Here is a 19,611-nt window from a genome sequence, read left to right as displayed (position 1 = left end):
CAAAGCTTCCGCTGAGAAGCGTGTTGGCCTCAAACTATGAACACCCTCGAAATCCATTGCGAACTCGGCGAGCTGAGCCGCCCCTTCGTCTGCGAGCCGGTCCAACCCAACCAGCTGGTGCACCTCACGCTCATCGTCGACGGCAAGCCCTTCGCCTCCACGAAGGATGAGACCACCGACGGTCCCCGCCTTGACGGAAACATCCTACTGGCAGGTCGACTGCGCGGGGCGCAACTCTTCCTCCTGAACTGTGAGTGCGGTGTGCCTGAGTGCGCCGGCGTCTTCGAGCCGGTTCATGTCCGTAGAAGGACGGGCGCGGTCTCCTGGACGTTCTCGCAGGCTTACTTCGACTACCTGCGCAGCAGGGGCTTCGTCGAGGGGGAGCCGCGGGAAGTGTCGTTCGAGTTCGACCGCGCCGCCTACGAGAGCCTTCTAGAGTCAGCTGAGGATTTCGCGGTAGCCGCTGAAGGGGGCGGCAAGGTCGCTCTCCTCGGCGAGAGCGAGCGCCCTGTTGCCAAGTCCATCCTCCTCCAACTCGCGGCGGAGCGCCAGCTGATGGCAGCTCGGCTTGCCAGCCGGTGGTTCGTGTCCTCGGCGGCCGGCCGGCAGGGCTACGAGGTCATCCGTCCCCGCTCGGTTGCGGGGCGGACGCCCGATTTCAAGGGTGCATTGCCCGAGCGGCCCAGTGTCGACCGGGGCATCCGCATAGGGGTGGGCTCGCCGGAGCATCACCTTGTCTACCAATATCAGTTCGACGACCGGTCTGGAGCCGGGCATTGGGCCTACTCGTACACGCAGGTCGACGGCACCTTGTGCGACTTTCCGCCACCGTGGGAGGCGTGAGCCATGGCCAACGTCGCGGCCCACTGCCGCCCGGGCCACCACGCTCATGCGGGCCATACGCCGGTCTGTGCCTGGCCCGCAGATTGCTACGTCCAATGGGGGACAAAGGGACTGGTCTTGCGCCGAGACGGCGGCGAGCCATACATCACAGCCTACTTCGAAGCGTTCCCCGAGACGTTCATCCGAGGAGAAGGCTCCAACGTAGAGGACGCGGAGCGAAACGCATTTGCCAAGTTCGAGCGCTATCAAGCTTGTCCGGGCCACGAGTTCGAGCGCCGGGGGTACACGAACGGTGCAGGGTTCTGCAAGCACTGCGGGATGTTCAAGGGCAAGGCGTTCCTTCCGGCGACCTCGTGCACCGTATGCTCAACGCCAACTGATTACAGCTACGGCGTCGATGCCAACAAGGTTTCCCATTGGTACTGCGAAGACCATGAGCAGCTGCGGCCGCGGGACACGCAACCGAGCTTCGTCGACCGCCTACGTGCCTCCAACGAGGACTAGGCCCCGGGCCAGCCCGCCTTCAAACTTCGATTTCCGAGTCATAGCCCCCAGGAGCACCATGCGCCCAATTGTCCTGCCAGTCATCCACTTTGCTGAAAAGGCCCGTGCCTTCCACAACGCCGCGGTTGCCTTTGACGCCGGGTGCGACGGGGTGTGGCTCATCTCGATGGACGGGCGAGATTCGTTGCTCGAGCCCGCTGCGCTTGAAATCAAGGCTGCCTGGCCGACCAAGCAGGTCGGCATCAATTATCTGACCCTGCCGGCCGTAGAGGCCATTAGGCGCAATGTCGCAGCCGGGCTGGACATGACCTAGGCTGACAATGCGCGCGTGAATACGACGGAGGACGACGCGCTGGGCCTTCCGATTGCCGCCGAGCTACGCAAGTATCCTGGGCACGCGTTTTTTGGAGGGGTGGCGTTCAAGTACCAGGCGGCGGAGCCCAACCCGGGCCTGGCTGCGCAGCGCGCGGTTGAGTTCGGCATGATTCCAACCACGAGCGGGGAGGCGACCGGCAAGGCGGCAGACGTCGAAAAGCTGAAGCTCATGCGCGCGGCGCTGGGTGAGGCCCCGCTCGCTATCGCCAGCGGAATCACCCCGGACAACGTCGACCTGTACGCCCCCTACCTCACGCACATCTTGGTGGCAACGGGGGTCTCGGCGAGCTTCCACGACTTCGATTACGAGTTGCTAGCTCTCCTCATGGGTCGGCTCGAAATGGGGCGTGCAGCATGAGCGCCGGCGCAAGGGCTGTCCGTGGCGGCCTCGAGAGAGTCTCGCTGACAGGCCCGGATGACAACACCTCCGTCGATGCGTTGGCCGAGCTCGGACGCCGCTACCCGTTTGTCGAATGGGCGCTACTTTACCTACCCGAGAAGGAGCGGCTGGCACGCAACCCGACGAGGGCTTGGCGAGAGCGCTTTTTCGATGCGGGGGCCGCCGGCGGTTCGGCCGTTCACCTGTGCGGGCTTCAGGCTTTTGCGGAGCTGAAGGCCGGCGCCCTGCCAACGGACATCCTGCAGGCTGGTCGGCTGCAATTGAACATCAATGCGCGCGGGGTGGTATTCAGCGTGAGCGAGACGCTCGACCTCTACCGGCGCGCGCTGGACCTCGGGCCTGACCTCATCCTCCAGCGCCATGGCGGCACTACCGCGGCAATCGAGCTATTCCTCGGTCACCTCGCCGGCGATGACCGGTCGCGCGTCCACGTGCTGCTCGACGAGTCAAAGGGCCGTGGCGTGAAGCCCGATGCCTGGACCATTCCGAAGGGGCTTGGGAGCGCGTTTCTCGGTTTCGCGGGGGGCATTTCGCCAGGCAACGTCGCGACCGTGGCGCGAGCAGTCGATGAACTGAGCGTAGCTTACTGGCTGGACATGGAGTCCGGTGTGCGCACGGAAAACGAGTTCGACATCAGTAAGGCGAAAGCCGTTCTCGAAACGGTCGCCGAGTTCGTGGCGAGCTAGCAGCTCAACCTGCTATTTCGCTGGCGCCAAGAGCTTCAACAGGAAAGCGGCGACCAGGAAGACAGCCCCGCCGCGCAAGCTCCAGCGGTCTACCCAGGACCATCGTGACAGTTCGGCTTCGAGTACAGCTATTACAACGGGCGCCATCGGGTCCTCGGGGCGTGACTTGGCCTTCGCGTCTGAGACAACCTTTCGAAGGTTGTCGACGAATCCATAGAGCCCGTCGTTGCGCCAAGCCGTCACCACGAGCAGGATGCCGCTGACGAGGCCGCACACGTCAGACCATGTTTCTAGGGACACGTGGCACGCTCAAAGAGATATCACCCGACGCGGCTCGCTGGTTTGGCCTTCCAGGTCTTCCAGGCCAAGGACCAATCGCTTTCCGGCTGCGTGTGCCAATCGGACGAGCGTCAGCAATGAAGGACCGCGCTCCATCTCTCCTGTCTCTAGGCGGCTGATTTCGGCCTGGCCAATCCCGCTGGCTGCCTCTAGCCCCTCCTGCGACAGCGCACCTTCCTTTCGCATCTCCCGGAGGAATGCCCCAATTTGCTTCAGCATTTCGTAGTTGTCGAACCCGAACCGGACTTCTGGGTCTTGAAGCAGGCTTGCTTCAAACTCCTCAGACTCGCGCGCTTGGGCAGCGGCATCGTTTACGTTCATTCGTCCCATGGTCTTCTCTCCTTCAGGTTGACCGCCCCCACGCGCGTGCACGCGCATCCGGCGCGGACTTTGGAAGACCGACTCGTGCGGTAGCCTGCCAGGCGTCGATGGCAAGAAGGGTCACTACGCCAGCCTCGACCTGATAGACGCACTCGACTCGGCCGAACAGGTTGTATGAATACTCCACCCCGTACAGCGTAGCGTAGCCCCCGGCACCGGAGGTCAGGTATTCGCTGGGGGCCAGGGGCTCGAGGCCGAGGTCCATGGCATGGTGGCGAGCAATCATCATCCCAGTACATTGTTTCACCGCCCGGCCGGGCGCCTTGAGGACGTCGAGCAACTCGAGCCGGGCGTCCGGGTGGTAGATGGGCAGCACGTTCAAATTATGGGCTTTTCCACATGGAATGCAAGTCTGCCCGCCAAAGCAATCCTGACCTGCTTTTTTGTGCCGGCTGCGCTCCTAGCCGCGCTCCCCCGGACGCCGGAGGGCTGCTGCTTCACAAGGCTCGGTTTCACGCCCCCGGACGAGCATCCCGACGAGTTGCGCTGGTCAGACCGGATTCGAACACCAAGGCGGAATCCATCTTCCAGTTCCTCGGGGAGCGCTACCCGAGCGATTTCACGCTCGAGACGGTCGAGCTGTATTAGCGGAAGCCTGCCCGGGCCAAAACGGCTCGGTCTTCCTCTACAGCCTTCGCTACCGCAGCGCAAACTGGCTCGTAGTGGCCCTGGAAGAACTCTTTGACCCGGGCGAAGCAGGACAGGGCGCGGTGAGCCGCCTTCTCGACATAGTGGCGGTCGAGCACCTCCCAGCTGGCAACCAACATGAATGCGCCGACCACGGCTTCGTTGTTCAGTTCGGCCAGGCGCTTCTCGGGCGTGCGCCCCGTCTTCCCCACCTTCAGGAAGTCCCGCTGAAGGGGATTCCCGACGACGTAGACGTGCCCTTGCGCCGCTTGGAGGTAGTCCCGCACCGCTTTCGTCGCGAAGTCGCGCCAGTCGTCCTCGAACGGGTGCGCGGTGAACGAGCGCATCACATCGCCCTTTCCCTGCCGTAGGGCCGAAAGAACGAGTTCTGCGGTACGGGGCGCGTCATTGGCGTCGAAGGCGCGCTCGAGGGCGGCGATTGAGACCAGGTGAGGAAGCTGAGGCATCGCCCGTGTAGGCGGTCCGTTTAGCCGCGGCGCCGCTCGGTCGCTACAGGTCTCAGGACCTATTCATCACACAAAGGAAAAGACATGGGATGCTGGAGCTACGCCATCATCGGCTCGGACGACGCGCTCGACTGGGAGTGCGACCTCTTGGAACTCGCCAAGATTGACCTGGAGAACGACGAAGCGAACACACCGCTCACGCGCGCCCGGCTCGAGGCAGCCATTCCGGAATTGTTCGCAAAGCTGGACGGTCGCCTCGGCGAGCGGGACGAAGAACGCGAGCGCTACAACCGCTCCATCGGCTACCAGGTCCTCGGCGTCTTGCTGATGGGCGCGGGTTGCACGCTGACGGAAGAGATGCGCGAAAAGCTTGTTGCCGGCAGTACCAACTGCGGCGAATACAAGATGGCGTCCTTGACGAAGGAAAAGGTCAGGGACCGCCTCGTGGAGGTCGGTTCGACGGAAGATGAAATCGTCAGCTGCCTGAGGGCCTACGACGGTGAACGCCTGCGCGGTCGCAAGGCCGCCATTGATGGCCTGGTCGCAAACCTTCGGGAATACGACATCGCCGGTGGCACTCAGCTGCACGTCGAGTCCCCCAGCCTCTTTGACAAGATGGCCGAGGTGCTCGGCGCATGAAAGTACAAGTTCTCGGTGACATTTCGCTCGTGTCGAGCGTCTATGTGGAACTGACGGCGCAGGGCTTCCTGCATCTGTTGGTCAACACGAAGGACCGGGGCGCCCCTTACCAGGTGTCGGGGGGCTGGTCGTTGTATGCGCAGATTGTGCAAGACGCGCAGATGCCCAAGCATCGGGTCGTCGCGATACACCCTCTCACGGACGACCGAGCCGAACTTGCCGCCATCCTGCGCGATGACGAGGGGGACTACCGGGTTGGCGCCGAAGTGGTGCTGATTGCGGAAGGTGAAGCCGAAGGTGAGCTCGTGCAAGGCGTCGCGTACGAGGCGCAGTGCAAGGACCAAGTCGAGGTTCTGTTCGTTCCCATTCAAGCCAACCTTGCCCCCAAGGAAGTCGCCGCCTGGAAGCCGCCAGGGGCATCAACCTGATTTCCAGCCGCTGACCCTGTGTCAGCGGCTTTATCTTTGGTGCATACCCCACTCCTGCTTGCTACACCAGCCAGGACAACCACCGAGATTCGCAATGACGACCGCTTCCCCCCAAACCCATACCGAGACCATCTACGTCGCACCAGGCCGAGCTCAATGCCGCGTCTATGCGATTCCCCACGGCATGCGGCCCAACCAGGCACCGCGCGACCTGGCTGCCCCGTACCAGGACCTCTGGCGCGAAATTGGCCTCCTGAACCCCAAGCTCGAGCTGGTTTGTATTGAGCCCGCATACGCGGACCTGTCGGACGACATCGCCGGCTTGATGGGCGGCACCTACTTCGAGACCACCCGTCCGGGAGAAGCTCCTGAGCTTCCCAAGGTAAACCTTTGCGCTGCATGAATTCCGAGGCCACCTAAAGGTGGCCTCTTCGCTTTCACAGCTAGACGCCGGCTAAACGCCGGACCTACACGTGCGCAGACCTACTGCTGCCACGTTGCCGTGAATTCTCTCCGACTACGCATGGGCCGGTGCGTTATCGCGCTGGCGCTGCTCTCCCCACTTGCTGCTCTCGCCGCCTGCCCCGAAGTTATCGGGACCTATGAGGTAACCTCCGCCCAGGTCGCGCCTGAGCTCAACAACACGGTCGCCCGCGACGAGCTGACCCGGGTGGCGCAGGCTCAGCGCCCTGGCCCGGCCGACGGCCTTACAGATGTCCAGTTCGGATTCCGCGTCAAGTTTGAGGCTGGCCCTAACCGCGACGGCTGCCCGACCACAAACATCAATGCCCGATTGGTGGCTGATACCGCGGTGGTCTACATCGCGCGCGAGCTGGACGTGAAGGGATGCCGATTCCGCGCGGTGTATGACCATGAACTGCTCCACGTGCAGATTGGCCAGCGCGCCCTTGACCAGGCGGCGTTGGCCCTGCGCGCGAGTCTCAAGCGAGCGCCTGCAGCTTTCGGGACGGAGTACATCGACGGGCTGCCCCCTGAAAGCCAACTTCGACCCTGGCTGCGTCGAGAGCTGGAGCGGGCACTGGAGGTTGCTCGAGCGCAGTACACCAGGCACAACGACGAGCTGGACGTGCCAGAGGAGGCCCACCGCCTGGCCAACATGTGCGACACGACCATCCGGTACCACCTCGGCAGTCAGGTGTACCAGCTAGACCAGTAGTGCACCAATGGCGCTCGGCGCAACGTCGGACGCGCTGCTGCCGGCCTGCAAGGGCCCGAGAATCGCAAGAAAACGACCCGCGCAGGAGAACCTGGCGGGTCGGTTGTGAATCAGTCGACCTGGGGCATCGCGTGGACAGCGCCACAGCGGGTGCAGCTCATTCGGTCAAAGAACTGGTCTCCTCGCTCCACGGTCTCGTAGCTCTCCAGCCCGAAGTCGTGGTCGCAAGCGGGGTCGCCTTCGACCCATGTCTCTACGTCAGCAGGGCGGACGTAGCTTGGAAGCAGCTTTTCGAACTCCCGTAGCTTTCGCCCGGGCTCACCCAAGGGACGAGGGGCAAACCACGCAGGCGCTTCCAAGCCTTCGAGCACAGCGTCGGGAATTTCTCCGTTCACGACCTCGAGAATGTAGTAGCCCTGCTTTTCCAGGCCCAGCCACTCGTCAAAGAAGACGGTAGGCACGAGGCCTTGGCCGGCGTTGTGGGTCAGGTAGCGGTAGAGCGCGCTTCCCAAGTCTTCCTTGTCGAAGCCGAAGTCGAAGGTTCGAGCCTTTGGGTGGCCCACCGGTCCGTAGCCTACGTAAAGGCGGGGAATTGCAATTTTCATGGATGTCCTTTTGAGGACGGCTCACGGCCGTCCGTAGGTCTGGATGGAACCGCAAGCCGTGCATTCGCGCATGCTGCAGGCGTTATCTTCATGGAGCAGCACGGTTTTGCTGCAGGGGCAGGCGACCCGTTGCCACCAGTTAGCAATGGCTTGCCTGAGACCCGCGAAGCGTTGTTCACTGGCTGTCGTTTAGTAATGGATGGCCGCGGGAATGCTGAATACGGAAGCCCATCAGCCGCGCAAACTCGGCAGGCTCGACGGAGAGCTTGAAAGGAACGCGGTCCACGACGCCGCGGCGGTAAATCGCCAGCGCTGTCTCCGCGTCTACAAACTGACCGTTCAGGCTGGAGATTGTGTCGGGCAGGTTCGGGCTATTGGGCGCGTACCAGCCGATTCGCAGCTCGTCGGCCGACGGTGTCGAGGTGTCGAAGCCGCCAACTTCAGTTGCGCCGCAGGCGTAGCAGTGGTACGGACCTGTCTGAACGTATCCCACCCCTACGTCTGTGAAATCAGCTTCGCAGTGAGGGTCGGCGCAGTAGGGGCAGGTTTCTTTGTCGAAAGGCACAGGTCGTCCTAGGTTGTTTCCTGTGACCTGTAGCGAACGACCAAAGGCGCTTGGTTACTTTGAAAACCATTGCTTGCCGCCCCGCGGAGGGAACAACGGGAAGACCAGATTCAGTGAGCCACCGGGGGCGTGCAATGCCGCTGGCGCCACCATTGCCTAGCATTGGGGTCGCTGCTAGCGTAGCGGCGTGCGTACTTCCCTTTGTCCACGATTTCGGCGTGCAAGAACTCGTTCGAAGTCGTTGTCATCGACCTCGTCGATGTCGTCATCATCATCGCCGTCGTCATCGTCGTCATCGTCGTCGTCATCCCCGCCGCCGCCGACCACCCCTCGAACCCGGAGTGGCGCAATTTTGTCGGCAGCCTGGAAGCGCCTTTCCAGTTCCATCAGCTCTCCTGCTGAAGCGCGGATTTTTGGACTTTGGGTCCCGCAGCGATAACTTCGACGCTGCGCCGGATGCTCTCTTAGCTGTCCGCGGCCAAGCGGTGCGCTTCAGCTGTCTTGCCGTAGTTCAGGAAGGAGCTCACGGCAGTGCACAAGGCTCCAAGGAGGCTGAGCCATCCTAGACCGAGCAAGACCATTGGGTCCTTCGAGACCTGAGCAACCAATGAGCTGCCAGCAATGGTGGCGGCAGCTACCGCGACGATGCCAAGCCACATATGTCGTCGCTGGAGTCTCGGCCAGAGACCGGTGCTCCACCTTTAGTGCCGAAGCGCGAGCTCCCCAATTGGAAAGGAGAGTTGACTGGAAACGGGTCGTCATGGCATCCGCGCCGCGCACCTTGGACGGGGCTGGGCAATGTGCAGCAATGGCGGCGGCAGGTGGCCGTTAGACTCGGAAGCCGTCGGGAAAATGGAGGTCATGGGCCACTCCTGCCCCTGGCTGAGGCGTACGGGCGATTATGTAGGACCCACCCGTTCAGGCCAATGGCGCAAGGCAGGGAAAGCGCGTGCGCCCTGCGCTTCGCCAGCGGCTCCCATTACTCGTTGGCTCACCGGCCTTGGCGAGTAGCTGGTCGTTGGGGCGGGCGTGGCACGGGTACGAACGTGCAGAGCTCCCGGACCTTTGGAAAGCAATTTGCCCGCCCGCGAACCCGCCCACTTGGGGCGGTCTTTCTCGCCTGGGGCATTTACAGGGCGGGACGCGGGCGGGAACCGCTCGGCACTCAAGTCACGGCACTGCGCACCAGGCGGCTCTCGTTTGGTGTTCTCCGCGGCGGCCGGCGGGCGGCCGCCCGGCAATGGAACTGCGCGCGTATGGACGTGCCCCTCTATATGCTAAGGGTTAACCCATCATTTTCCGGGGTGCCTATACGCAGTGCGACGGTTGCCTTAGGGCGGCCGTCTAGCTTACGACGATGACCCTTGCGCAAAACCGACGACCGCCTGTACCAGCGACGTGAGACCTTTTAAGGCTCACGATAGTCGGCGCAGCGCGGTCTCTTTTCCTTTCTGCCTCTACCGAAGCGTGTCTCTCAATACGTGGTTTCTTGGTTCCGGGCGGCGCTCTAGTTTTGCGCCCAATGCCGGGACGAGCAGATGTCGTTTTTTCGATTTTGACCCTCGTTCCTGTCAACCATGTACCCCTCTCTCGCTGCTTGGCCAAAGCTGGCCGACCCCGTCGCCCGATGCGATGCCTTTCAATACGGTGCGCCGAACGCTGGGCGGCGCTTCCTCGTCATCCCTGCCCGCATGCTTGCCGCTGCTGGCCTTTCAGGCCGCGCCGCTGTTTTCGTCTCCACCTTCGGGGACGGCGCCCTTGTGACCGCGAGCTCCCGCCACGGTGGCCAGCGCCGTGCGCTTGCCGGAAGCTCGGAGCGCGGCGCCGTGCTGCAGTTGACGATGTCGCGCCTGCCTTCCGTGCTTCACCGAGACTCCATCCTGCTAGCAGGCCCAGGCTTCGTTGCCGTCGTTTCTGGCTCGGAAGCCGCCCGCTACCAGCACCTGCCGGAGTTCGAGAAAAACGAGGGCTTGCTCAAAGAGGAGACCGTGGCCCACGTCGACGCGCCCCTGCCCGCGCGCAAGGGCCTGCTGTGGCGCGAGCTCACCACGGCGGCCTATGGTCGCGCACAGCGGTGCCTGGACGTCACCGGCAATGTGTGGAGCGTCGCAGGCTTCGAGCTTGACTCGCCGCTGCGGGTGACCCGCTACATGGACGGCGTCCTCATCGAGCAGGTCGCCGCAGAGGAAGCCAATAGCCAGCTGCGTTCGAAGATGGCTCGGGGCAAGCGTGCCTACGGCGGCAAACGCTTCGGCCGGGCGGTCTTGTCGACCATCGAAGGTGACACGGTACGGGTTGTCGCCATGGACGGCGCAATCGCATTGGTTGGCGTGGCCAGGTCGCTGCGCGACTTTGCCCTTATCGCCGACGACCGCCGCGACTATGACACTCCGGCGACCGCGGAAGAGGCGCTGCGGGTTTCGCCCGCGAACACAACGGTGGTGCCCCTTGACCGGGAGATGCCCAACCTCATCGTCACGGGTGCGTGGCTGACCAACTACGGCTTCCACCCGGGCCAGCGCTACTCGCTCGAGCAGGACCCGGTTGTCCGCTCTCGAGTCCTCGCCGTCCTGGATAAGGAGGGCGCGTTTCTTGTCGGGGAGACTCCTCTCAACGCCTCGCACGCGGCGCTCGATTTGCCACTGGAGACGGTCTCGCACTTCCGAAGCCCTGCCGTCAAGGTCATTGGTACCCGTGACGGACTGCATATCCAGCAGCACTTCGCGAGTTAGTACCGCGACGTGACGGTCAGCAAGGCGGTGCTATAAGGCGCCGCTTTCGTTTTAGGCAACAGTGGCGGTATTGCTAATGCATCTAAAAGACCCTACAATCCTGCTTTCCAACGGTCAATCCAGAAAGCAAGCCTGTGCGCGCTGTCCCCTATCCCGCCTCTCCGACCTGCCCCGAGCTCACCGCGCCCTTGCTGCAGCACGTGCCCAAGGTCGTGCAGCCTGCCGGCTACAGACAATTGCTCATTCCCAACGCGGCGCTGGCAGCCGCCAGCATGGCCCACGTGCGCGAGGTGTTTGTCACCTCGTTCCAGGACATCGCGCTTGTCACGGCCGGCGGCCCGGAGGCTCTTTGCGGCGATTCCGTAGCCGTCTCGCCCAGGCTTGGTGTGCGTCTGACCAGTTCTCGCCTGCCTGCCGGACTGCAAGAGCAGTCGCTGCTGCTGATTGGTAAGGGGTACCTCCTGTTGATGCCAAGCCGGCGGGGCGTCGCCGACTTCAAGTCCGTTCCGACCCTCCCCCTACCGAACAAGCAGGAACTGGCGACGAGCAAGGCACCTGTGCCTTCTCGCCGCGGGCTTGCCTGGCACATCCTGCTCAAGACGCACGGAGAGCGCAAGCACCTGACGGTCTCCGGCAAGCTGTGGGAAGTCGCCGGGTTCGGACCCCAGTCGCCGACGCGCATCACCCGCCATGCCGACGGCCTCCTCATCGAACGCGTGGAGGAGCAGCGCGCCAACGGTCGGTTGACCTACCGGCCTTCCGCGGGCGGCAAGGCCTATCCCTACTTCCGAATTGGACCCATCGGGGCCGCGTCCGTCGAGGGCGACGCCGTGCGGATGATTGCAATGGACGGTGCCGTTGCCTTGGTAGGCATGTCACGGCCGCTCTCCGACTTCGGGCTAGAGGCGCGCGAGGCCGCAGACAACGTGCCAGTGGCAACGAAGGCGGCTGCCGACGCTGGACCGTTTACGCCAGCTGAGGATAGCGAGGAACCGCCTCACGGTTGGTCGCGGGGCAGCGTTGCGGTCGGCGGTGTGCGCCTGATGTACCCGGCCCTCGCCAGCTGGCCAAGGCTTGCCAAGCCCGAGGCAGTGGTCCTGCGGGCCGATTCGCAGGGGTGCACGTCCCTGCGAGTGCCAATGCGGACGCTCCGTGCGGCCGGGCTCGAACCCCGCCAAGGCCTCAATATCGCTACCTTTGAAGGCAGAGCACTCATCTGGGCCGGCAACCGCGGCGGCATGTTTTCCGTCACCTCGGAAGGAGGCTTTGTGGTCAACCACGTTGGACTGAGCCCTGAAGTCACGCCGGCGAAGCACGCGCTGGTTCAAGGCCCAGGCTACGTCATCCTCACGACCGAAGAAGACGCGCGTAAGCTCGCCCGAGGTCTCGAGCCTACCCGGCTCGAGCGCAACCCTCGCGTAGATGATGACGTCGTTGACCTCGTCAGCGCGCCGTATCCGACCGCTGACGCTGTTGTTCTTGCGTGGAAGGACTGCAAGGTAACGGATGCCACAGGCAACCGCCTAGCCATCCTCGCCGGCCTCATCTGGAAGCTCGCAGGCATCGAGCTCAATGACCCGCTGGCCTTCACGCGATACACCAACGTCACGATGATTCGGCGCGGGAATGAGACGTCGTCGAAGACGCTGCGCCCCTACGACCAAACAAGGTCCGACATGCCCCGTCAATTCGTGGGCACCACGCTGTTCGACGTGGCGAGTACGGAAGTTGTCCGGGCGATTGTGACGCGCGACGGAATCTTGCTCACCACCCCTGACAGCGAGTTGGGCCGGCAGTGCAAGAAGGCACAACGCATCCCGCTCGGTTCCCTGAGAATTCAGCGCTTTGTTTCCAGGCACGAGGGCGCCGCCGTCCAAGGCTCCAAGGCCCCCACGGCTTCCATAGGCGGTCTGACGGTGCCCCTCCACGCACCTTCTGGCAAGAACACGTCGCTGTACGACCTCCCGCCAGGTGAAAGCCGCATTCAGGTTCAGGGCGCATGGCTCGCAGACTACGGCTTCGTGCCAGGGGCGCGATTCGAGCTGGTCCCGCATCCTCTGATGCCCAGCCGTCGATTGGCCAGGCTGAATGCGTGCGGGCCCCACATGGTGACAACCCACACTGGCAACACCCCGAAGCTCTACGTCCCGGCAGCGGCTGTTGCCGATTTCGACAGCGAGAAGGTCAAGGTGTTCGGCGCCGCCGACGGGCTGCACATCCAGCGACACTTCGTGAACCGCCCGCATGTGGGAAGGCCGCGGAAGCGTTCGGAGGCCGCCGTCGCCGCCTAAACAGCGACATTCCAAAAAGGCGCCCTTGGGCGCTTTTTGTGCTTTAGATGTGCAGTGACGGTGTTGATAGTGCATCTAAAAGGCTCTATAATGAACGCCGAAGCCCGCGGGACAGCTCCCGCCTTTCTCCTCTCCCCAGGCGCCTATGAGCCAATCCCCTGCCTATCCCATCCTCACGCCCGAAGAAGTCATCGCGCTACGGCGAAAGACGACTTCAGGGTCCACCGAACCCTGGTCGGACACCCTCGCCTTCGCGGACGCCCTTTTCAAGGCCCTGGCCGCGAAGACGAAGGCGCCGCAGGAGGAGCCTGTCGACTGGGATGCCCTCGATGCTCTAGGCTGGCAACGGATGCAGTGCGACGTTTGCGGTGACTTGGCGCGAGCCGCACCGTACCCGTCCCGAGGCCTTCAGGATAATGCGCTGCGCTACGTCCAGCTGCGCAAGCGGGTGAGGGTCGAAGAGACGGCCGCTGGCCCTGCGTTCAAGTTTGAAGGCCTGCAACCGGCCGCCGGCGCTGGTACTTGCATCGCAAGCGACGAGCTCGACGCGGCAGTTGACGCCTTTAGGAACAGAACCCCGCCTTCGCGTGGCCAACACGAGGGCGAGGAAGCGGAATCGACCGCTGTTGGAGAGCCCAGTGGAGATGCTGTCGCAGCTCGAGAATTCGACAGGCCCACCATCCGTGCTGTGCTCGACCTGTTCGAGGTGGAGGGCAACAGCGATGGCGTCTACTACAACGAGCCAAACGACTACGGCGTTGTGACGCTGCGCTTGCATACGGGTGACGGGGACCCCGCAAAGCTCTACCTTGGCGAGCAGGTCATGGGAGAGTTCGCGACCGGGCAGCGCGGCCTGGAGTGGCGGGGCACCGGCCGGTACAAGCTAAACGATGCCCTCGTCGACCTAGTCTGGGAGCAACTTCAGCTGCGCCAGGAGGAAAGCTGATGGGAGCCCGGCCCTCCTCGCTTGCCGAGCAGGTCGCTCGCGCTCAAGCGACCGTCGCAACCTGGTCGCCCGAGAAGTTGGCGTCTATGCAGCTGCAGGGCACCGACCCGTTCCATGAGCGCCGCCTGCGAGAGAAAGCCGCGGAGGGCCGCCCGGATGCGGCTGTGCAACCGAGGCATGCACTCGCGCCGATTCGAGCTTCAACGGGCAGGCAAGGCGAGCTGGCCTGCTTCGGTAGGCTGGCGTTCGAGCGCATGCAGGAAGTCTCCCCGCCCTTCGGGAAACCGTTGACCTGGAACGACATCAGCGACCGCACCCGTGAAGTGTGGGCGGACGTTGCGGGAACCATTGCAGCGGCCGCGGTTGCAGCGAACAAAACCAAACGAGAGGACCGCGAATGCCGTGCGAACTGACACGACTGCTTATGGCAGTACACCAACTGCCCTCGGACAAGGTGGCAGCTAGTCGGGAGAAGCTATTCTCGCTACTTATGTTCGCGAGCCACGCACTGGGGCTCGTGTTTGCGGCTGGGCTGCTGGCAATTCCTTGGAACGGCTACGAAGCGCCGCCGTCGGCCCTGGTTTTCCTCCCGGTGGGAGTGCTCTTGTCCGTCGGGGTAGGAGCCGTTTTCGGGGAAGCGCTTTCGGCCTGTTCGCCCTTGGCGGAATCGAAGTACTGCACTGACGCCCTCGACCTCGTGCAGCGGAGCAGCTGGGCGCGCCAGATACGCGATTCGGTGATTGCGTCGCATCGGCAGCTATACGTACGGGACTACCTGCTCATGAAGGAGGCCTCCCGGCACGAGGAAGTCGTGGAAGCGGCCTCCCTGCAGCGGCGAGCCTGTGCGGAACTGCATAGCGGGGGCTAGCCCAAGCCCCAATCACCTCAGGAACCGCCCTCATGAACCACCAATCGCAGCCCGACATTTTCGAGTCCTCCCCTGGCAACAAGTTCGCCGGAGTCGAAATGCGGGTCCTTGCCTGGCCACCGCTGCCAAGTCGCACGCGCAGACCCTTCGCTGAACGCAAGGCCGAGCGCGTCGCGGCGCGGTCCGGAAACCCCCAAACCACGGACGCGCCAGCCCTTGGCCTGGCCAACCAGCGATGACGGCGCAAGGAGAGAACACCGGCGCCGGAGGCAGGGCCTCCGGGGTCGAACTGCGTTCTGCACCGGCTGTGACGCCGGCCGTCAGTGACCTGGACATCCTCGTGTGCTTCGCTCGCGCAGTGGGTGAAAACAAGGCCGACTACCTGGTGTCGGTTGGCCGCGCGATTCTCGACCTGGGCGACCTCGCTGCCGGCCGCCAGACGCCGCCAAACAGGCCGGTGCAGGGGAGCGTATCTGCCGCTGTTGATGGCCTGGTCGACGCTTTGGCTGTCTCCAAGGGCTGGATGCGCGACTACGCGCGTGCCATCGTCGAGGACGCGGTGGACCGCGTCCAGCTCAGCCGGGTGACCCTGGCCACATCGGAGCGTGCCGCATTGATTCGCGCTGCGCAATGGATGGACATTCCGGCGGATGGTTCGACAGCCGCAATGGAAGCGGCGCAAGATATCGGAGTTCTGCGCGCCCTTGCCGCCCGTCTACTGGTTGATTTCGAAGGCGCTTAAGCCCGTCTTTCGGCTCTCGTTCGGTTTGTCCAGAACGAGAAACATTGCATGAAATGAGAAACGCTTTAGGCCGCGTCAGGCGCCTGCGAGCGACGTCTCCGCCAGATAAAGGTTCGTCATCAGCCCGAGCAGCTTCTGCTCTTCCGACTCCTTGCAGGCGACGACACCAGGTACAAGGTGCGGCAAATCGTGTTCGGCCTGGTAGTCGTAGGTTTCCTCGAAGACCTGAAAGGCAGTGCCCTCCCCCTTCAGCCCCGTGGCACGTAGGAGCTCAAAGGCCTTCACCATGCAGTTCAGGACCGCGGGATGGATGTCCAGGACGGGCCCCCACTGACGAAATGCCTTAAACACCGCCCGCTTCGCGCATATCCGGTGCGCCGCCCCGACATTCAGCAGCGCCGCGTGGCAATCGGTCCTCGATACCAGGCAAGCTTGGCCAATCTCTGACTCAAGCGGCGTGCCGAGCAGCGAGCGCAGTCTGATGACGTTGCGCGCATCCCCGACATACCTGGCGTGGTCCAGAAGCGCGTTTAGGGCTTGATACTCTGGGAACGCCAGAAAGGTATTGCGATTCGCGGTGAGAGCCAGGGTCTCGTCGAGCATCTTCAGCTCGGCCAGCAGTTCCAACAGCGCCGCCTCCGTCGGAGCGGTGCTGTATGCGAGATAGGCCGAAAAGGCCTTGTCGATGACGAGGGTTGCAGGTGTTGCGGACATGTGTTGGGTCGCGCGGTGCGCGTCGCGGCACGAGCTGCGCGGGCTTTGGGTTCCCCTCAGCGAGGGGGACGAGAGAATGAATCTTATCAAGGTCAGCTTTAGGTACTATGGGCTACATCCGTTTTAGTTAACACCCCATAAGCATCAGCCGGCTATCCGGAAGCAAATCCACGACGCTACACAGCTCACATCCGCTCAGAAATCGACACCATGGACCTCATCGACATCGGAGTCAACTTCCACACCAGCCAGCTCGCCGGCCACACCTCGGACATCCTCGCTCGGGCCAGGGAGGCGGGCTTGGTCTCAGTGATGGCTACAGGCACTTCCCATAAGTCCAGCGTGCAAGCGCTGCACCTCGCACGTGCGGAGCGCGGCTTCGTGTTTGCAACCGCCGGCGTGCACCCTCATTCTGCAGACAACTGGAGCCCTTCGGACCTCGAGCGTTTTGCACTCTTGTGGGAAAGCCCAGAGGTCGTCGCCATAGGAGAGTGTGGCCTTGACTACAACCGGAACTTCTCCTCCCGGGAGAACCAGCGCAAGGCCTTCTCAGCGCAGCTGCGCGCCGCGGCTGCGTTCAAGAAGCCGCTCTTCTTGCACTGCAGGGACGCGTTCGAGGAGTTCCACGCCCTGGTCACCGAGCCAGGCGTGGGTGCCGTGCGCGGGGTCGTGCACTGCTTCACGGGGACATATGACGAAGCGCTGGCCTTTCTCGCCATGGGGCTCGACATCGGCATCACAGGCTGGGTGACTGACCTTAACCGTGGTGGCGCCCTGCGCGAGGCGGTGAAGGGCATCCCGCTGGAGCGCCTTCACCTGGAAACGGATGCGCCCTACCTCAGCCCGAAGAACCTCAAACGCCGACGCACGTACAACGAGCCCGCCAACCTCCGGTGGGTGGCGCACGAGGTCGCGTTGCTCAAGGGCCTGCCCCTCGAGGAGGTGGCGCGACGCTGCACCGAGAACTCGGGGCGCCTGTTCTCCCTCAAGACGACTCGTCCAGAAATGAGATGACCCCAGCTTGCTGCCGGGGTCAAGAAATGAGTTTTTTACTCAGATGTAAAGGACGTCACGCGCTTGGCGCTCTTGCGCCTCACGGGTGTCGATTGCAGCCCAGTCGACCTTGTTCGCAACCGGCGGAAGGTCCTCCAAGCCCTCGTTCTCGACGAGGTACTTGGCGGCAAACATGCCCCAGTTGTTGGCAGCGTAGTCCTCGGGGTCGAGGTAGCTGCTGCTGGTCGCAAAGGCGAGCGCAAGCTCGTGCCCCTTTGTGCGCAGCTCTGGGAGGCGGTCAGCGCCGACGGGGAGGTAGCGCAGGTTGCGCAGGGCGGCGTAGACGTCGTGCTTGCCCACAATGCGGTGTTCGCGCGGTAGCGCTTCTGCAAAGCCGAGGCCGAGGTAGTGGCCAGCATCGCCTTGCTCGTCGGTGAAGAAGACGGTCGTTTCGGGATGGCCGTGGTCGACAGCTGCTCCCGTCACCGCGACGGTTACGATATTCTTGATGTCTTCGTATTCTCCCAGCGACGGGTGCAGCCGGAACAGCTGTGAACCTTCGCGAAAGCGGTTAAGCGGCGGGGTGCCCAGGGATACTGCAATTCCATGTGCCATTGGCATTCCTTCGTGTTGATGACCTACGCCGTGTAGCCATCGCGATGCGGCCGTCGTCCAACGAGGGATAATACGGAATGCCTCACGTGCCCCAGTTCTCCGACGACGACTTTGCCGAAGTCCGCGCGATGCTCACGTCCGACAGTCGCGAGATGGTCGAGCACGTCGCAGCCGATGTTCCCGAACACATCATTCGAATCCTGCCGCATGCACAGGCCGTTGCCGAGGGCAAGGTGGCTGAGATGCGCGCCCGCCTGAAGGCTTTCGAGGCCGAGATTCAGCGCGTGCTGAATGAGGTGCTGCGGCCGTCCCTTTCGCGAAAAGCTCGCATGACGAAGCTGCGCGACTTGGCAACAAAGTTCGGGCAGGCCTTGATGCCAATCACCGCTTGCGCCGCCGGTAGCTGCGCGCATTGTTGCCACATCCCGGTGTCGGTGTCCGAAACAGAGGCCTCCCTCATTGGGGAGGCGATTGGTCGCAAGCCGAAGCGCGTATCTGCCAGCAAGGAGATGTCGACAGAGTATGGCTATCACCGTCCGTGTACGTTCCTCAGGAACAACCGCTGCAGCATCTACGCCAACCGCCCTTTTGCCTGCCGGATGCACCTCTCGTTGGATGAATCCGATAGGCTCTGCGTCCTGATTCCAGGAGTGACCGTTCCAGTTCCCTTGGTGGACACGCGCGAGTTTCAGTTGGTGTACGCGCAAGCAAGCGGCGGCGAGACGATTGCAGACCTCCGGGACTTCTTTCCTGCTTCGTAGTCCTACGCAAGGCCTCGGTCGATACGCAATGAGCACGGCTGACCGAGCGGACGGCCACCTCGCCCAGATATGACTTAAGGAGCCGCCAGTGAAGTTTGGGATGCGAAAGCCCTCGGTACGCAAGATGATTGGCGCGCGTACGTCGCCCAAACGCTTCGTGCGGCACAGCCTGGGCCTGAAGGCTCCCCGAGGATGGGGCTGGCTCATCAACCCAAAGAAGGCCGCCTACAACCGAATCTACTCGCGAACGACTTTCAGCCTTTGGGGGGTCCTCAAGGCGCTGTTCGGAGGAAGGCGCGGGTAGTCCGCTGGCCCCGGGGCCGGCAGGTTTCGGTTGCGCGGCGGGTAGGTCTTCGAATATTCGAAAAGCGGCTGGGTCGAAGTTTGCGACTGCTCTGGCATCACTTGCCTGCCTGCGCTTGAGCGGCGAATTTCTCCGCTTGCAGGCGCTCACGCACCTGGTCCCATCGCATCCGGCGGCCCGAGGGCCCGGTGTTGCCGAACATGTGTCGGTTCACCAGCCGGGCACGGGCCGCGATGTTCGCTTCGCGGAGCAGGTTGTGTCCGGCGGATGAGTTGTAGTTCGAGATGCCTTCTGCTTCTGGCAGGAGGCGGTCGAGCAGCGCCAACTCGCGAGCTTCTGCATCGTCGGCAAATTCGCCAAGCGCGTTCTTCAACTCGTCGGCTGCCGCGGCTTCCGCAACCTGGTCGTACCAGGTGCCAATCCATTGCAGCGTGTGGACGATACCGTTCTTGGCCACATCGGCCAGGAACTTGGCTTGTACTTCCTGCACGTTCGTAACTGTCATGTTGTCCTTTGGTTGGGTTCTACGTGTGTATAGCCAGGCCGCACGATGGCGGGCTTTAAAATGGGAAAGCCGCCGACCTGTGAGGCCAGCGGCTCGAAAGAAGC

26 protein-coding genes are annotated in these 19,611 nt (G+C 63.1%); 18 read left to right on the top strand and 8 right to left on the bottom strand.

Annotation, left to right across the window (positions count from 1 at the left end):
* The first annotated feature begins 36 nt into the window (after nucleotides 1-36).
* From E5P2_RS30480 to E5P2_RS30460, 5 genes are read left to right on the top strand one after another with little or no spacing between them, the layout of a single operon-like run.
* A complete protein-coding gene (locus E5P2_RS30480; RefSeq protein ID WP_162570929.1) occupies nucleotides 37-843 on the top strand; it encodes a hypothetical protein in 807 nt (268 codons plus the stop codon).
* 3 nt (nucleotides 844-846) lie between these two features.
* Nucleotides 847-1,347, top strand: coding sequence for a hypothetical protein (locus E5P2_RS30475; RefSeq protein ID WP_068673996.1), 501 nt, complete (start codon nucleotides 847-849; stop codon nucleotides 1,345-1,347).
* A 58-nt stretch (nucleotides 1,348-1,405) separates the two neighbouring features.
* Nucleotides 1,406-1,660, top strand: a complete 255-nt coding sequence (locus tag E5P2_RS30470) for a hypothetical protein (RefSeq protein ID WP_162570928.1) — start codon at nucleotides 1,406-1,408, stop codon at nucleotides 1,658-1,660.
* A gap of 15 nt (nucleotides 1,661-1,675) precedes the next feature.
* On the top strand, nucleotides 1,676-2,080 hold the full coding sequence (locus E5P2_RS30465; protein ID WP_162570927.1) for a hypothetical protein: 405 nt from the start codon (nucleotides 1,676-1,678) through the stop codon (nucleotides 2,078-2,080).
* Entirely contained in the window at nucleotides 2,077-2,808 is a 732-nt protein-coding gene (locus E5P2_RS30460; RefSeq protein ID WP_162570926.1) for a hypothetical protein, read from the top strand. Before E5P2_RS30465 ends, E5P2_RS30460 begins: the two co-directional genes overlap by 4 nt.
* 309 nt (nucleotides 2,809-3,117) lie before the next feature.
* Here the strand turns inward: E5P2_RS30460 and E5P2_RS30455 are convergent, their stop codons facing one another.
* The 3 genes from E5P2_RS30455 to E5P2_RS30445 all read right to left on the bottom strand — a co-directional run bounded on the left by E5P2_RS30455 (nucleotide 3,118) and on the right by E5P2_RS30445 (nucleotide 4,622).
* On the bottom strand, nucleotides 3,118-3,477 hold the full coding sequence (locus E5P2_RS30455) for a helix-turn-helix domain-containing protein (protein ID WP_162487218.1): 360 nt from the start codon (nucleotides 3,475-3,477) through the stop codon (nucleotides 3,118-3,120).
* 13 nt (nucleotides 3,478-3,490) lie between these two features.
* Nucleotides 3,491-3,844, bottom strand: a complete 354-nt coding sequence (locus E5P2_RS30450) for a hypothetical protein (protein WP_162570925.1) — start codon at nucleotides 3,842-3,844, stop codon at nucleotides 3,491-3,493.
* Between the two features lie 268 nt (nucleotides 3,845-4,112).
* Complete coding sequence (locus tag E5P2_RS30445) at nucleotides 4,113-4,622, bottom strand: GIY-YIG nuclease family protein (protein WP_068674008.1); 510 nt, start codon at nucleotides 4,620-4,622, stop codon at nucleotides 4,113-4,115.
* 84 nt (nucleotides 4,623-4,706) lie between these two features.
* On the opposite strand from E5P2_RS30445, the gene E5P2_RS30440 reads away from it, so the two are divergent.
* The 4 genes from E5P2_RS30440 to E5P2_RS30425 all read left to right on the top strand — a co-directional run bounded on the left by E5P2_RS30440 (nucleotide 4,707) and on the right by E5P2_RS30425 (nucleotide 6,866).
* A complete protein-coding gene (locus E5P2_RS30440; protein ID WP_068674010.1) occupies nucleotides 4,707-5,261 on the top strand; it encodes a hypothetical protein in 555 nt (184 codons plus the stop codon).
* On the top strand, nucleotides 5,258-5,689 hold the full coding sequence (locus E5P2_RS30435) for a hypothetical protein (protein ID WP_068674012.1): 432 nt from the start codon (nucleotides 5,258-5,260) through the stop codon (nucleotides 5,687-5,689). Before E5P2_RS30440 ends, E5P2_RS30435 begins: the two co-directional genes overlap by 4 nt.
* Nucleotides 5,690-5,783: 94 nt before the next feature.
* Nucleotides 5,784-6,092: a hypothetical protein gene (locus tag E5P2_RS30430; protein WP_068674014.1), complete on the top strand. Its 309-nt coding sequence runs from the start codon at nucleotides 5,784-5,786 to the stop codon at nucleotides 6,090-6,092.
* Between the two features lie 99 nt (nucleotides 6,093-6,191).
* Nucleotides 6,192-6,866 (top strand): hypothetical protein, encoded by a 675-nt coding sequence (locus E5P2_RS30425; RefSeq protein WP_162570924.1) that lies wholly within the window; start codon nucleotides 6,192-6,194, stop codon nucleotides 6,864-6,866.
* A gap of 110 nt (nucleotides 6,867-6,976) precedes the next feature.
* Here E5P2_RS30425 and E5P2_RS30420 read toward each other — a convergent pair whose 3' ends face one another.
* Both E5P2_RS30420 and E5P2_RS30415 read right to left on the bottom strand, forming a co-directional pair.
* Complete coding sequence (locus tag E5P2_RS30420; RefSeq protein WP_162570923.1) at nucleotides 6,977-7,471, bottom strand: hypothetical protein; 495 nt, start codon at nucleotides 7,469-7,471, stop codon at nucleotides 6,977-6,979.
* Between the two features lie 175 nt (nucleotides 7,472-7,646).
* Complete coding sequence (locus tag E5P2_RS30415; RefSeq protein WP_197893622.1) at nucleotides 7,647-8,036, bottom strand: hypothetical protein; 390 nt, start codon at nucleotides 8,034-8,036, stop codon at nucleotides 7,647-7,649.
* A gap of 201 nt (nucleotides 8,037-8,237) precedes the next feature.
* On the opposite strand from E5P2_RS30415, the gene E5P2_RS30410 reads away from it, so the two are divergent.
* The 6 genes from E5P2_RS30410 (at nucleotide 8,238) to E5P2_RS30385 (ending at nucleotide 15,615) form a co-directional block, all read left to right on the top strand.
* Complete coding sequence (locus tag E5P2_RS30410) at nucleotides 8,238-8,438, top strand: hypothetical protein (protein WP_162570922.1); 201 nt, start codon at nucleotides 8,238-8,240, stop codon at nucleotides 8,436-8,438.
* A 1,175-nt stretch (nucleotides 8,439-9,613) separates the two neighbouring features.
* Complete coding sequence (locus tag E5P2_RS30405) at nucleotides 9,614-10,768, top strand: hypothetical protein (protein WP_068674024.1); 1,155 nt, start codon at nucleotides 9,614-9,616, stop codon at nucleotides 10,766-10,768.
* 188 nt (nucleotides 10,769-10,956) lie between these two features.
* Nucleotides 10,957-13,059 carry a hypothetical protein gene (locus E5P2_RS30400; RefSeq protein ID WP_162570921.1) on the top strand — a complete coding sequence of 701 codons (2,103 nt, stop codon included), beginning with the start codon at nucleotides 10,957-10,959 and terminating at the stop codon, nucleotides 13,057-13,059.
* Nucleotides 13,060-13,204: 145 nt separating this feature from the next.
* Nucleotides 13,205-14,005 (top strand): hypothetical protein, encoded by an 801-nt coding sequence (locus E5P2_RS30395; RefSeq protein ID WP_162570920.1) that lies wholly within the window; start codon nucleotides 13,205-13,207, stop codon nucleotides 14,003-14,005.
* Nucleotides 14,006-14,091: 86 nt separating this feature from the next.
* Nucleotides 14,092-14,418 (top strand): hypothetical protein, encoded by a 327-nt coding sequence (locus tag E5P2_RS30390; RefSeq protein ID WP_146039562.1) that lies wholly within the window; start codon nucleotides 14,092-14,094, stop codon nucleotides 14,416-14,418.
* 690 nt (nucleotides 14,419-15,108) lie between these two features.
* Nucleotides 15,109-15,615 carry a hypothetical protein gene (locus E5P2_RS30385; protein WP_068674036.1) on the top strand — a complete coding sequence of 169 codons (507 nt, stop codon included), beginning with the start codon at nucleotides 15,109-15,111 and terminating at the stop codon, nucleotides 15,613-15,615.
* Nucleotides 15,616-15,690: 75 nt separating this feature from the next.
* Here E5P2_RS30385 and E5P2_RS30380 read toward each other — a convergent pair whose 3' ends face one another.
* A complete protein-coding gene (locus tag E5P2_RS30380; protein WP_162570919.1) occupies nucleotides 15,691-16,329 on the bottom strand; it encodes a hypothetical protein in 639 nt (212 codons plus the stop codon).
* A gap of 210 nt (nucleotides 16,330-16,539) precedes the next feature.
* On the opposite strand from E5P2_RS30380, the gene E5P2_RS30375 reads away from it, so the two are divergent.
* Nucleotides 16,540-17,343, top strand: a complete 804-nt coding sequence (locus E5P2_RS30375) for a TatD family hydrolase (RefSeq protein ID WP_068674041.1) — start codon at nucleotides 16,540-16,542, stop codon at nucleotides 17,341-17,343.
* A gap of 39 nt (nucleotides 17,344-17,382) precedes the next feature.
* On the opposite strand, the gene E5P2_RS30370 is transcribed toward E5P2_RS30375, so the two are convergent.
* Nucleotides 17,383-17,937, bottom strand: coding sequence for a hypothetical protein (locus E5P2_RS30370; protein ID WP_068674044.1), 555 nt, complete (start codon nucleotides 17,935-17,937; stop codon nucleotides 17,383-17,385).
* Between the two features lie 86 nt (nucleotides 17,938-18,023).
* Here E5P2_RS30370 and E5P2_RS30365 point away from each other — a divergent pair, with 86 nt between their 5' ends.
* Nucleotides 18,024-18,698, top strand: coding sequence for a YkgJ family cysteine cluster protein (locus tag E5P2_RS30365; RefSeq protein ID WP_162487216.1), 675 nt, complete (start codon nucleotides 18,024-18,026; stop codon nucleotides 18,696-18,698).
* 88 nt (nucleotides 18,699-18,786) lie between these two features.
* Nucleotides 18,787-19,002, top strand: a complete 216-nt coding sequence (locus tag E5P2_RS37940; RefSeq protein ID WP_162570918.1) for a hypothetical protein — start codon at nucleotides 18,787-18,789, stop codon at nucleotides 19,000-19,002.
* Between the two features lie 97 nt (nucleotides 19,003-19,099).
* On the opposite strand, the gene E5P2_RS30360 is transcribed toward E5P2_RS37940, so the two are convergent.
* Nucleotides 19,100-19,507: a hypothetical protein gene (locus E5P2_RS30360; protein WP_068674047.1), complete on the bottom strand. Its 408-nt coding sequence runs from the start codon at nucleotides 19,505-19,507 to the stop codon at nucleotides 19,100-19,102.
* Nucleotides 19,508-19,611: the final 104 nt, after the last annotated feature.

Source organism: Variovorax sp. SRS16, from assembly GCF_901827165.1.
Lineage (GTDB): Bacteria > Pseudomonadota > Gammaproteobacteria > Burkholderiales > Burkholderiaceae_C > Variovorax.
Note: the sequence above shows the minus strand (reverse complement) of the source record. Positions and strands in the feature narration are given on the sequence as shown.